The organism is Paenibacillus dendritiformis (assembly GCF_021654795.1).
Taxonomy (GTDB): Bacteria; Bacillota; Bacilli; order Paenibacillales; family Paenibacillaceae; genus Paenibacillus_B.
On record NZ_AP025344.1, the window covers coordinates 1134988 to 1148131 of the forward strand.

General features: G+C 57.4%; 12 protein-coding genes. 9 read left to right on the plus strand and 3 right to left on the minus strand.

Going from position 1 to position 13144, the window contains the following annotated elements; translation table 11 throughout:
* The first annotated feature begins 5 nt into the window (after window positions 1-5).
* A complete protein-coding gene (locus L6439_RS04870; protein ID WP_213471460.1) occupies window positions 6-707 on the plus strand; it encodes an AroM family protein in 702 nt (233 codons plus the stop codon).
* Window positions 708-1538: 831 nt separating this feature from the next.
* On the opposite strand, the gene L6439_RS04875 is transcribed toward L6439_RS04870, so the two are convergent.
* Window positions 1539-2831, minus strand: coding sequence for a family 8 glycosyl hydrolase (locus L6439_RS04875; RefSeq protein ID WP_213471461.1), 1293 nt, complete (start codon window positions 2829-2831; stop codon window positions 1539-1541).
* Between the two features lie 510 nt (window positions 2832-3341).
* On the opposite strand from L6439_RS04875, the gene L6439_RS04880 reads away from it, so the two are divergent.
* From L6439_RS04880 to L6439_RS04895, 4 genes are all read left to right on the plus strand, one after another.
* A complete protein-coding gene (locus L6439_RS04880; protein WP_213471462.1) occupies window positions 3342-4346 on the plus strand; it encodes a glycosyltransferase family 2 protein in 1005 nt (334 codons plus the stop codon).
* Entirely contained in the window at window positions 4343-4819 is a 477-nt protein-coding gene (locus L6439_RS04885; protein WP_168181636.1) for a GtrA family protein, read from the plus strand. The genes L6439_RS04880 and L6439_RS04885 overlap by 4 nt, the downstream gene beginning before the upstream one ends.
* Before the next feature lie 42 nt (window positions 4820-4861).
* Window positions 4862-6283: a glycan biosynthesis hexose transferase WsfD gene (gene wsfD, locus L6439_RS04890; protein ID WP_213471463.1), complete on the plus strand. Its 1422-nt coding sequence runs from the start codon at window positions 4862-4864 to the stop codon at window positions 6281-6283.
* 145 nt (window positions 6284-6428) lie between these two features.
* The gene (locus L6439_RS04895) at window positions 6429-7682 is read left to right on the plus strand and encodes an anaerobic sulfatase maturase (protein ID WP_213471464.1); all 1254 of its coding nucleotides are present in this window, start codon (window positions 6429-6431) and stop codon (window positions 7680-7682) included.
* Between the two features lie 57 nt (window positions 7683-7739).
* Here the strand turns inward: L6439_RS04895 and L6439_RS04900 are convergent, their stop codons facing one another.
* The gene (locus L6439_RS04900; protein WP_237096749.1) at window positions 7740-8399 is read right to left on the minus strand and encodes a hypothetical protein; all 660 of its coding nucleotides are present in this window, start codon (window positions 8397-8399) and stop codon (window positions 7740-7742) included.
* A 164-nt stretch (window positions 8400-8563) separates the two neighbouring features.
* On the opposite strand from L6439_RS04900, the gene L6439_RS04905 reads away from it, so the two are divergent.
* Both L6439_RS04905 and L6439_RS04910 read left to right on the plus strand, forming a co-directional pair.
* A complete protein-coding gene (locus L6439_RS04905) occupies window positions 8564-9142 on the plus strand; it encodes a hypothetical protein (RefSeq protein ID WP_213471466.1) in 579 nt (192 codons plus the stop codon).
* A 158-nt stretch (window positions 9143-9300) separates the two neighbouring features.
* Window positions 9301-10695, plus strand: a complete 1395-nt coding sequence (locus tag L6439_RS04910) for an L-cystine transporter (protein WP_213471467.1) — start codon at window positions 9301-9303, stop codon at window positions 10693-10695.
* Between the two features lie 137 nt (window positions 10696-10832).
* Here the strand turns inward: L6439_RS04910 and L6439_RS04915 are convergent, their stop codons facing one another.
* The gene (locus L6439_RS04915) at window positions 10833-10994 is read right to left on the minus strand and encodes a DUF1328 domain-containing protein (RefSeq protein ID WP_168181630.1); all 162 of its coding nucleotides are present in this window, start codon (window positions 10992-10994) and stop codon (window positions 10833-10835) included.
* 249 nt (window positions 10995-11243) lie between these two features.
* On the opposite strand from L6439_RS04915, the gene L6439_RS04920 reads away from it, so the two are divergent.
* Both L6439_RS04920 and L6439_RS04925 read left to right on the plus strand, forming a co-directional pair.
* Window positions 11244-11828, plus strand: coding sequence for a DUF948 domain-containing protein (locus tag L6439_RS04920; RefSeq protein ID WP_213471468.1), 585 nt, complete (start codon window positions 11244-11246; stop codon window positions 11826-11828).
* Window positions 11829-12004: 176 nt separating this feature from the next.
* Entirely contained in the window at window positions 12005-13144 is a 1140-nt protein-coding gene (locus L6439_RS04925) for a SpoIIE family protein phosphatase (protein ID WP_168181640.1), read from the plus strand.

Consider the following 13144-nt stretch of genomic DNA (forward strand, 5'->3'; position numbering starts at 1 on the left):
CCGGGATGGAACGAAGCGACAGCCGGCAACGCGTCACAATAGGTCTCATTACGATAGGACAAGCGCCGCGAACGGATGTGCAGCCATTGATTGAGCGCTGGCTGGCGCCTTGTGCGGATATCATCCAGCTTGGCGTGCTCGATGGTATGGCGGTGGCGGAGATAGAGCGCGAGCTTGGCCCGCAGCAGGGCGAATTCGTCCTCACGACGCGGCTGGCTGACGGTCAAGCCGTCGTCCTGTCCGCGGCCAAAACGGAAACGGCAATGCAGCGCTTGATTGACGAGTGCGAACGGCAGGGCTGCCAAGTAATCATTCTGCTCTGCACCGGGGCTTTCCAGCATCTTGCCGCTGAACGGGCTTTATTGATTGAACCGGAGCGGATACTGACCCCCGCGATTGCGAAGCTGGCCGGCGGGACGCAGATAGGACTAATCATTCCGCTCGCGGAGCAAGCGGAGGAGATGCACCGGAAATGGGGCGCGTTCGGCGCTTCGATTACGACGGCAGCCGCTTCTCCCTACACGGCGACGCGGGAGCAGCTTGCGGCCGCCGCACAGGAACTGAGAGCTGCCGGCGCCGGAATCATCGTGCTCGATTGCATGGGGTACACGTTAGAGCATCAGCAGATCGCCAGAGAAGCGAGCGGATGCTTCGCGCTGCTGTCGAGCAGCTTGCTGTTCAGGCTGGTAACAGAATTGTGCGAGTAAAGGTTAGAACGATGGGAATTTTGACAGATGATAACCGCCTGTTGCTTGCGGATGCAAGCAGCGGGCGGTTTTTAAGTTTGGGCCTGCTTTTACCTGCTCTGAGGCCGCTCTATTCTGGAAAGGATGCGCCTTCTCCCGCCCTTAGCTTCACTATCCCATCGGTTCAGACTGATGGGGAAGTGCGGGATGACTACACTTCTAAGTATAAGCAGCAAGTATGTATAGGCAGCAAGGAATGCCTGCCCCGCCTACACGATGGCAGTGTTGCTGCACGGGGGCCGACGAGCTCTAGATCCCCATGTATATAGTAAGAACAGAATCGGGATGTCTGCTCGCCGCTTCTGAAGCAAATACTACCTGCGCCCTTGGCTCTACCCGAATATTTGACCCCGCCCCGCAACAACAAGGGACGGTCCCCTAATCATGTTACAGGGTAAGATGGGGCAACTCGAAGGGCAAGAAGGGCAACAGGGAACATTGGGAGGTTAAAGACGGCGACGGGCCAAGCGGCGTAAGAGAGATGTGGCAGAGAAATCCTGCAAAAGCGCAGGATTTTTCGTGATTTGAGACGTTATTTGGTGAAATTCCTGCATAAACGCATCAATTTTCCTAATTTTCAATGGGAATCCATTGTCCCGGCTAAAATTCCTGCAGTTTTGCAGGAACCTCGGTCACGGAGTAAACGTCACAAGGAAATCCTGCGTTTTTGCATTTTTCTTGGCAAGTCGAGCGTGCGGGAAGAAGCTCGACTTGGCGGGCTGTTAGAAAAAGGGGCTGTCGCCCTGCAGCCAAAACGGCTTAATGGGACAGCCCCTGGAAGATGCGTTCAAGTTATGGCGTCCACCAGTTGCCGGAGACGACGATAAGGCTGAGCAGGCGGATGCTGTTGCCGAAGTAGGTGTCGGCGTTGGTTGACTTCGAGGTGGTGTTGCTCCATAAGGAATTGAGCCATTCCTGATTGCCGGCATCGATCATGGCGCTCACGGCAAACGGAGTGGAGAACGGAAGATCGTAGTAAGAGACGAGCGGGCTCCCGTTCAGCTTATATCCCGCGCGGATGTTCCCCGGATTGCTGCCGGTGCTGCTCTTGATCCAGCTGTTCAGCTTCGTGAGCTGCGCCTTCGCGCGGGTGTCTCCCGTCAAGATGTAATCCGTCGCGATTCTCCACGGTGTCCGGCAAGAGTTGTAATAGTAGTTGCCGTCATTCGGCGTTTCCAGGTAGGTTCCGGAGGCGGGTTTATAGCCGCTGGATTCTTTGGTGGCGAAATCCGGCATCAGCCCGGTCGTGCTGGAGTAGCCGGAGAACAGCTGCTCAATGATCGTATAGGTCTGATTCAGGACATTGTCCCAACGCGAATCTCCGGTCGCTGCTTTGAAGGCGCGCAGATGATTGAGCATAAAGTCGGACGGCCGCGTTCCTTTGCCCCATTTCGAGTCCGTATCGGATGCCCAATCCCCGAGCTTCAAATGCCAAGACTTCTGGTTGACCTCGCTTTGCATGATGGCATTGATCAGGTTGACCGCTTCCGCGCGGTAATTGATGCCGCTAGAGCTGCCCCATTGCTTGTCGGCCAGCAGGAGCGCATAGGCCATATCCATGTCGCCATCGGTCGCGGCATCCGAGCCGGCTTCCGTATTATTGACGATGGCGAAGCCATTATCGATCTGCTGCCAGGCCATCAGCTTCGAGTTAATCTCGCTCGGGTGCGCCTTGTAGAAGCGGTACAATCCATCGAAATAGGTTTTGGCATCGGCGTCATGTCCCGCCATATAGGCGGTAATGAGCATGCCGTAGCCGTTCGCCTCGCTGGTCGTGACGGCATTTGGATAGTCTTCATCGGATTCGCCGTTTAAATTGTAGTGAACGAAATATTGATTGCTGACATACGGATTTTTCTTTAAGTATCGGGCCTTCCATTCGTTGTACAGCCGCTTCACTTCGTTATCCATCTGGCTCTGGCTTACGTTATTCGGCTTAATGACTCCTGACGCGTACGCTTGGTGCTGCGGGAACGGACGGTTGACTGTGGCGGCGGACACCGTCTTCTCGGACATGGCAAAGAGGGTCTGAACTGAGCCGAGAAGCAGGGTAAGACAGAGAAACCATTTTACTGACTTTCGCAATGCAATACGACTCCTTTCAATTTTATAGTTGAAGCGACTCAATTTTCATGAATGAAAATTAAATCGGTTTCACTTAAAGCTATGCCGATGGCGAGAAGTTCATGATGGGAAAACGTTACGCAAAAGGAACGCCATCAGGGTGCGAGAGAAAGAGGGAAGCCAAAGGGAAGCCAAGCAATTCCGGGATGTCGGGGAATCAGAAAATAAACAAGGCAGGTAATCTCCAATGAGAATATAAGCGTTTTAACTTTTAGATCTAAAAAAACGCGCGTATGAGTCAACGTCATTTTTTCCATTATAATACGACTTCACCAAAAAGAAAAGAAAAACTTAAAGCGCTTACACAACCTTGAAGTGATTCTCTCTATTCCCCGAAGATGCGATCCGAAAATATCTTAAAGCGCGACATAAATCCCTAAATTTTGAAAAAACGATTCCATGTTATAGAATATAATGGAAAATGTTTGTATACTAAGGAGGATATGAATTCCTTCTCCGAAGGAAGATGTTATGAGTATGTCACCGATTTTGTATATGGTTGTTCCTTGCTATAACGAAGAGGCGGTGCTTCCCCTCACAATGCAGACGCTGACGGGCGTGCTGTCCCGCTTGGTTCAGGACCGCGTCGTCTCCGCCGAGAGCCGGATATTGCTGGTCGATGACGGCAGCCGGGATGCGACCTGGCTGACCATCGTTCAGGAGCGGGAACGGAACCGCTGGATTGCCGGATTGAAGCTGTCCCGCAACGCCGGTCATCAGAAGGCGCTGCTCGCCGGACTGATGTATGCCAAAAATTTTGCCGACTGCGCCGTCTCCCTTGATGCCGATCTGCAGGATGATGTCGCCGTCGTGAGACAGTTCGTCGAGCAGTTCCGCGGGGGCTGCGATATTGTGTACGGCGTAAGGGATAACCGGGATAGCGATACGTATTTCAAGCGGTGGAGCGCCCAATTTTTTTATAAGCTGATGCGGCGGATGGGCATTCCGCTTGTCTACAATCATGCCGATTACCGGCTGATGAGCCGCCGTGCCCTCGACTGCCTGAGCCAGTTCCCCGAGTCCAATCTGTTCCTGCGCGGGATCGTGCCGCTCATCGGGTTCCCGTCTTCCGTCGTTCCTTACCGGAGACAGGAGCGGCCTGCGGGCGAGACGAAGTATCCGCTCCGCAAAATGCTGTCGTTCGCCTGGGACGGCATTACGTCATTCAGCATGAAGCCGATGCGGGTCGTCACCGCGCTTGGCTTCGTCAGTCTGGGCGCAAGCGCGCTGGCGGGCCTCTACGCCCTCTTGTCCAAGCTGCTGGGACAGACCGTATCCGGCTGGACTTCCTTGATGCTGTCCGTCTGGTTCGTCGGAAGCGTCCAATTGCTCGGCCTGGGGGTGGTCGGGGAATATATCGGCAAAATCTATGCCGAGGTCAAGCGGCGCCCGCCTTACATCATTGAGCAGGTGCTGGCGGACAAGCCGGGGATCGAGCAGCCGGTTCGGGCCTATGGAACGGGGTGGGCGGAGTGAATGGCGCGAAGCTGGCCGTTCGGGGCGGCGCCCGCCAGTTCGGCCGCTATGCCGCCGTCGGAGCCGTGAACACGCTGGTCGGGCTCGGGACGGCGTATGTGCTGCTGTACGCCGGCTGGAGCCATCTTCACGCGACATTCGCGGGCAACTCGGTCGGCGTAGGGGTGAGCTACATTCTGAACCGCCGCTATACGTTCCGCTATCGCGGGCAATGGCTGGCAAGCCTGCTCCGGTTCCTCGCCATCGCGCTGCTCTGCTATGTGCTGGCGTACCAGGCGCTGCATCCTGCCATATCGGCAATGGCCGCCCTGCTGCTGCCCGCTTGGGCTTCGCCCTGGGAGCCGTATGCAGCCGTATTGGGGGAAGCGGCGGTCTACACGGCCGCCTCGTTCCGGCTTCACCGGGGCGTGACGTTCGCCCGATCCAGCGGGGAGGACGACGATGCCTCGCCTGTCGAAGCCGGCGTCAAATAGCAGGCAAGCATAGCGATATCCACACGGGAGAGTGATTCATGCATGAAGCAGAAAGACTGGGTAACGTGGGGAGCCATGGGAATAGGCGCGCTTATTCTCATCGTGATTCTGTTCATTCCCCCGTTCATCGGAGTCGCGAACAATGGCGATTTCGAACGAATTGTGGGCAGCGGCGGCATTGCCCCGCTGAGCGACAAATTCACCTATGAACAAAAATATTTCGGATACAGCCACTCGCACTATGACTACGGCCCCTTCTCCGTGAACTATTGGTCATCCCAAGCGCTGTTCGTCTTCCTGGCCGGGCTGCTCGGGCGGGCATGGAGCTCCGCTTCGTTCCCGCTGGTGGCGATGGGGACGATCTACGCCGTCCTGCTGCTGGCGGCGCTGTTCCTTATTGTCCGGCACGCCTGTTCCGGACAGCGCTGGCTGCAGGTGACCGTCGCCCTCTGCCTGCTGTTTATTTTCTTCGATATTGGCTATGTGGCGTATTTTCAGTCTTTTTTCGGCGAGCCGGTCTCCCTCATCTTCCTGCTTCTCGCATCCGGAACGTCCTTCGTGCTGGCATCGCGGCGCAAGCCTTCCATCGGCTGGCTCGTTCTGTTCTTCATCTCTGTCCTGATTCTATCCGCATCCAAGCTGCAGAACGCGCCGATCGGCCTCGTCTTCATCCTTTTCGCTTGCCGGATATACCGGAATCGCCCGGAGCGGAGCTGGAGGAGCACGGTCATTGCCGGCTCGGCCTCGATACTGGCGATCTCCGTATTGATGTATGCCTATGCCCCGCAGGAGCTGAAGCAGATTAACCTGTACCAGACGATATTTTACGGAATATTGAAGGACTCGCCTCATGTGGAGAGAGATCTGGCAGAGTTGGGCATCCCGGAGAAGTTCGCCCCGCTTGCCGGGACGAATTATTTCCAGAAGGACGTGCCGATCCGGCAGGACGATCCGGAATTAACGGAGCATGTCTACTCCCGGCTCGGGCATGTCGATGTGGCCGCATACTATATGCGCCATCCCGGGCGGATGATCGATAAGCTGGAGGCCGCCTCGTCCCAAGCGGCGATGATTCGGCCGTACTATCTGGGCAACTATGAGCAAGAGGCCGGCAAGCCTCGGGGCGCCCTGTCGTATACATACAGCGTCTGGAGCGAGACGAAGAAGGACCTGATCCCGCAGCGCTTTGCTTTTTATCTCGTTTTTTTCCTTCTATATATAGGTGTTGGGCTCAGGGAATATACCCGCAGACGCTACGGGAAGCAGGTGGTCGATGCGGCGCTGGCCATCGGCTTCGTAGCCATGATCGCGGTGGCGGTGCCGCTGGTGGGGGATGGCGAGGCGGATCTGGGCAAGCATTTGTTCCTGTTCAACGTCAGCTTCGACATGATGATTATCGTATCGGCCGTCTGGGTGATAGCTCAGATTCGCAGAATTTTTGACCGATCCCCCGAATTGCATTGATGGAGCACGGGCGAGATGGCGATCCGGGGCGTATGCACCCGCCGGCATATGACCTTGTTCCTAGCGAATCGTTCAAAAATAAGGATATTGTAGATGCGACAGCCGGTGACGCAGGCCGCATCTATAGAGTAAGGGGGCACGGGATATGAACGTTGACGTGAGAGACATCGCCCGCCAGCCATTCACTGGAGTCATGTGGAAGACCGTATCCGAGGATTGCAATCTCGCATGCGATTACTGTTACTACAGTTCCTGCCAGGGTCGGCCCGGCCATGCGATTCAGCGGATTGACGACGAGGTGCTGGATACGTTCATCCGCCAATGGATGGAGCAATCGCAGGGGGTCGCTTCTTTTGCCTGGCAAGGGGGGGAACCGCTGCTCGCGGGCAAGTCCTTCTTCGAGCAGGTCGTCCGGCTGCAGGCGGCCTATGCGCCGCCGCGCACCGTGATCAGCAATGCGCTGCAGACGAACGGCACCCTGATCGATGCGGAATGGGCGGCCTTTTTCAAGCAATACGCCTTCTTGATCGGGGTAAGTCTGGACGGACCGCAGCCGATTCACGACAAGCACCGCGTCACCGGATCGGGAGCCGGCTCCTATCAAGCGGTCATGCGCGGAATCGAATATTTGCGCCAGGCAGGCGTGGATTATAATATTCTGACCGTCATTCACGAGGATAATGTGGGCGAGGCGGCCGCGCTGATGGATTACTTTGCGGGGGAGCGGTTTACGCATGTCCAGTTCATACCGTGCATGGATTTCCGCTCTCAGAATGCCGACGCGCCCGGGATCTATGCGATCACGCCGGAGCAGTACGGACAATTTCTATGCGAAGCTTTCGATAAATGGTACAACGGCGGCGAGCCGCTCTTCTCCGTCCGGATGTTCGACAATGTCCTTCAGGCCGAACTGGGTCTGGAGCCGGAAATGTGCACTCATCGCGAATCCTGTCCCTCGGCGCTCGTATTGGAGCCGAACGGGGACGCCTATCCGTGCGACTTCTTCCTGCACGAACGCTACCGGCTGGGCAATGTCGGCACCGGCCGGCTGGCCTCCTTGTCCCGCCATCCGAGCTGGCAGCAATTCCATCAGATGAAGCAGGAGGTGCCGGATGCTTGCCGCGCATGCGAATATTGGCGCTACTGTCATGGCGGATGTCCCCGCAACCGGATCGGCCGGGACGGATTATGGGAAGGCCATACCGACTATTTCTGCGAGAGCTACCGGATGCTGTATGCCCATGCGGGCGAGCGCATTGCCACGCTGGGCCGGAAGATCCGCTTGCAGGAGCTGCTGCGGCTCCGGGGGAGCGGCCGTCCGCTTCCCGCCCGCAACCAACCTTGCGTATGCGGCAGCGGGCGCAAATTCAAGCAATGCTGCGGGCCGCTGCTGCCGTAGACTGCCCGCTTTCAACGACAAGAGGCGATGCCCTGACGGCATCGCCTCCTATGTATGTTACCACTTCATCCACAAGTCGCCTTTCCAGGTGAACACCTTGGCCCACCGCTGGTTATTCCCGTCGTACCGGACCTCCGACACGTTCACCGTCTGCGGGGAGAGGGCGCCTGCCTTGCGGCCATTGACTTGGTCATACAGCGCCGTCGTCTTCGTCAGCTTCGCCTTCTGCTTCTCCTCGGTTGGGGATATGACCCAGGCCTTGCCCTTGTACGTATGAAGCTGATACCAGACGAACCCGGAGTCGTCGACCTGTTCATTGATTACGTTCACGGTCTGGCGGCTGAGCACTCCAAGCCGCTTGCCGTTGACTTTATCGTAGAAGACCGTTTTGTCAGGCAGGCCGATCGTCTTGTAGGAAGCGTTCGGATCCTTGAAGTAGCCGTATCCGATCCAGGTCAGTGCTCTGTGCCATGTCCGGTTGTCCTGATCCACGACCGATTCTTCAATATTAACGACCTGGGGCCCCAAAGCCCCCATCTTCTTCCCGCCCGGAAACGTATAGAACGGGACGGACTCATCGAGATCGATCTGGTTCGTCGGCTTCCCGACCTCGCCGGGAACCGCGTGTCCCTCAGAATCCGCGGCCCATGCCGCCGCAGCCGGGAAAGCGCTCAGGGCTGCGGTCAATGCCAAGACTGCCGATAATTTCTTCATCATTGAATTCTCCTCTCTCATGGTTATACAATGGTATGGTTTACAGCGATGAGATATACGTGACGCCGTATATCTCATACTTGCTTGTACACTATGTAACCGTGGGCAATTCGATTTGAAACAGAGCCTTCCCGCTGGTTAAATAGAAAGGAGAGGGAGGAGATTGCATGAAAAAAGGATGGAAATGGCTGGGGAGAACGATTGCCTTCCTGATCTTATTCGTGATTATCGCAAGCGTTGCTGTCATATTCTATATTAGGCCGGCTGACAAGATAGGGTGGCCGGGCCACGTCGAGGTCTCGATCCTCGGCAAGCTGGAGCAGATGGTGAAGAACCGTTCCTTGTCCCTGCAGTTGAACGAGGACGAGATCAATGCGCTGGCGGTGCAAGGGATGCAGAAAACGGAGCCGTACCGATCGTACATGAAATTGTGGAAGCTGGACGGCATGCGGATTCATCTTCAACCGGGCGGCCTGGAGGCGCAGGTGCAGATGGAGCCGTTCCCGGGCATCCGGGCCGAGGCGAACATTCTCTATGAGATGGAATGGAACCCGGAGCGGCAGAGCGTGCGCGCGGTTCCGCAGTCGGTGCGCATAAAGGGCTGGGAGATTCCGGAGTCCTGGCTGAACCTGAAGCCGATGGAGTTCCCGATCGCGGCGGAGCTGCCGGATTGGGTGAAGGTCAAAAAGTTCGATTTTCATGCCGACGGGTGGGTGATGAAGCTGGGGCTGTCCTTGGCCAGATAAAAACGCCCGCGCCCCTTCATTGAAGCCCCTTCATCGGATGCATCGGGTTGCCTGCGCTGGATAACTGTTCCCGAATTGGGCAGTAATAAAAACGCAGGGGAACGGCAAGCGGCTGCTCCAGCGATTTGAATCGTCGGCGGACGAAGGAGTGATTAGAGATGACAGTCGGATGGTGGGCAGCGGTTCACGCCCTCATTATGCTCGGCCTGGTAGCGCTGCTGTACCGCATGCAGCGCAAGCATGTTTCTTTTACGAAGCGGGTATTCGCGGGTCTTGGTCTCGGCGTGGTCTACGGGGCGGCGCTGCAGTGGCTTCATGGCCCGGACAGCGCCGTGGTGGAGCGGGCGGCCGACTGGTTCGAGATTGTCGGCGTCGGCTATGTCCGGCTGCTGCAAATGGTCGTCATGCCGCTCATTATCGTATCCATCATCTCCGCTATCATTCATGTGAAGGCCAAGGCGGGGGTAGGCAAGATGAGCGCTTCCATCATCGGCATCCTGATAGGCACGACCGCCGTGGCCGCCGTGGCCGGAATCGTCACGGCCCTCGTCTTTCAGTTGTCCTCGTTCGAGATCGAGGCGGGCAAGCAGGAGATTGAGCGCGGCAATTATTTGGACAGCAAGCTGGGCGAAGTCAGCGAGATGACGCTGCCGCAGCAAATTATTGAATTCATTCCGGCCAACCCGTTCCTCGACATGACGGGGCAGCGGCGGACCTCGACGATCGCCGTCGTCATTTTCGCGGCTTTTGCCGGGGTGGCCGCGCTTGGCGTAATGCGGAAGAAGCCGGAAGCGGGGGCCGCCTTCATGTCCATTATCGACGCGCTGCACGCCGTCGTCATGCGGATGGTCACGCTGGTGCTGAGGCTGACTCCGTATGGCGTGCTGGCGCTGATGGCCGTCGTGGTCGCCACGACAACGCCGGCGGAGATATGGAAGCTCGGGAAATTCGTCATCGCTTCGTATGTGGCGATCGGGATTATGTTCTGTCTGCATCTGCTATTCTTGGCGCTGTCCGGCATCTCGCCGATTCGGTACGTGACCGGCGCGCTGCCGGCGCTCGTCTTCGCGTTCACCTCCCGCACGAGTGCAGGATCGATTCCGATCAACGTGGAGATGCAGGTCAACCGGCTCGGCGTGCCGGAGAGCTTCGCCAATTTCAGCGCCTCGTTCGGCGCCTCGATGGGGCAGAATGGCTGCGCCGGCATCTATCCGGCGATGCTGGCCGTGATGATCGCCCCGAGCGCGGGTATCGATCCTTACAGCCTCGGTTTTCTGCTCCAATTGGTTGCGGTCGTGGCCATCAGCTCGTTCGGCGTCGCCGGGGTCGGGGGAGGAGCGACCTTCGCCGCGCTGATCGTGTTGTCTTCGATGAACTTGCCGGTGGCGCTGGCGGGGCTGCTGATTACCGTCGAGCCGCTGATTGACATGGGGCGGACGGCCTTGAACGTGAACGGCTCGATGACGGCCGGGGTTCTGTCCTCCCGCTGGCTCGGCCAATGGAACCGCAAGCGGTTCTATGCGGAGCGCCAGGCGCATCGCGAGGACATATAGCCGGTGTGCCGCATGGAAAATATGAACAAGCTTTCACACTTTTTTGCCCGCAAATGCGATACAATACAAAGGACGCCTTCTTCGTCGGAAGGCGTCCTTTATTAGTTGGGGAACCGACGCGGCTGCGCGCCGCATCGCTATGGCGTTCTTCGTCCCGTGAACAGGGAGATGACGAACAGAATCAGGAACAGGAAGAACAGGAACTTGGCAATGGACGCCGCGGCATCCACAATGCCGAAAAACCCGAATATCCCGGCTACGATCGCGATAATCAAAAAGATGACGGACCATCTTAGCATCGGTTTCCACTCCTTTGGCAGATTAATGGGCTAATGCTTGCATGGATGCTCACCGGCCGATGGACCCATTGTGAAGCTAAGGATGAATAACCGGCCTCCAGCCGGAATGAAACACCAGCGAGATAACTGTTTCACAAGCGGACAAGACGGGTACTAAATGGATGATTTCATGGGCAACATGCACATCCGTTTTGCAAATAGATGCTTGGGTTCACATTTAGAACAGAGAGAGAGAAAGGCGGAGATGTTATGCTAGTTGAAATCAGCGCGTTGATTGCGGCGCTGGCCTTTGCAGTGCTTGTCGTCTTCCTGATTCAGACGCTGCGGTCGGCCAAGCAGTCGTTGGACAAGGCGGCCAGGACGCTGGAGGATGTGCAGCAGACCGTGCAGATGCTGAGCGGGGATCTGCAGGCGATCGCGCGGAATGCCAATCACATGACCGAGGAGTTGCAGGGACAATTGAAGAAGATCGAGCCTGTGGCCGATTCGGTCCAGAATGCCGGAGAAGCCTTGAATGAATTGACGCTGGCCGCGAAGCAGATATCGGTCGGCCTGGTCAGCGGCGTCCGCAGAGCGGCCAGCCGGTTCGAGAAGAAGCGCCGGGACGAGCCAGCCTCGGCAGGCCGGCCGGAGAACGCGGCGGGCACCTATCCGGGCGGAGAGGCTGCTGCGCCGCGGCAGGACGGAGCGCTCGGAGCAAGCGCCCGTTCCGCGATGCCGGTCCCGGCCGCCGACCCGCAACCGGGAGCGCGGGCGAAGCAGGGCGGGGACGATTGGAAGTCCTGGGTCGATCTAGGAATACGCGCATGGCAGCTATGGAGACAACGAAGCTAGTTATCCAGCCGGACTAACGGTTACGTTAGCCGGCTTTTCCGATCTGAACGGGAATGCCATTGGATCCTATGCCAGAAAAAGGGGTGCGAAAGCGGCCGCGTTTCCGTTATATTGGAGGTAGAGATTGTAAGTGTTCGGGCAGTGGAATGCTGTCGATTGAGGGGAGGAGAAGGATGTTGAACGTACTTGTTGTCGACGATAATCCGACCAATGTCATGCTGATTCGGGAGATCCTTCGCAAGGCGGGCTATACGGGGGTGCAGTCCGCCTCATCGGCGCGGGAAATGTACGAAGTGCTGGGCCTGGAAGGACCGGTAGGTCCGCTCTATGTGCCGGACATTGATCTTATTTTGCTGGATATGATGATGCCCGAGATTGACGGGCTAGAGGCGTGCCGGACCATTCAGCAGTATTCGGAGCTGCGGGATATTCCGATCATTATCGTGACGGCGATCGGCGATTCGCATATGCTGGCCGAAGCGCTGGACGCGGGAGCGGCGGACTATGTGACGAAGCCGATTAACCGCATCGAGTTGCTCGCCCGCATCCGGCTGGCCCTTCGCTTGAAGCAGGAGAAGGACTGGCATAAGGAACGCGACCGCCATATCCGGGAGGAGCTGAGGCTCGCCGCCCGGGTGCAGACGTCGGTGCTCACGGAGCCGCTCTCCGACGAGCGGATTACGATAGACGCCCTCTATCAGCCGTCCGAGGAGCTGGCTGGAGATCTGTATGCCTGGTTCAAGCTGGGGGAAGGCCGGTACGGCATCATGATTATCGACATGATGGGGCATGGGGTCTCCTCCGCGCTGCTGTGCATGTTCATCGCCTCGGTCCTGAGGGACGCGGTGGTGCAGACCGAGCAGCCGGACATGGTGCTGAAGCGGTTGAACACGAAGTTCCACCAGCTTCATATGAACGGGAATTTGATGCTGTATTATATGACGGCGCTCTATGTCGTCGTGGATACGAATGAGCGCACGATTCAATATGCCAATGCGGGCCACCCGCCGGGGATCGTCATGATGGAGGACGGCCGGATGGTGACGCTGGAATCGACAGGCTATCCTGTCGGCATGTTCGCCGAGCTGGAAGTAGATACCCATGCGCTGAGATTCGACTCGCGGGCGCGAATCGCGCTGTATACCGACGGGCTGCTGGAAACGGCAGGCGCAACCGTGGAGAGCGCCATGGAGCGGATGGGAGCGCTGTTGAAGCAGGAATCTTCCTTGAAAAGCGCAGCCTGGGAGGAGCTGCTTCATCCGCCGGGAGAAGAGAGCGAGGACGATAAATGCCTCGTATGGGTCGACATTCATTAG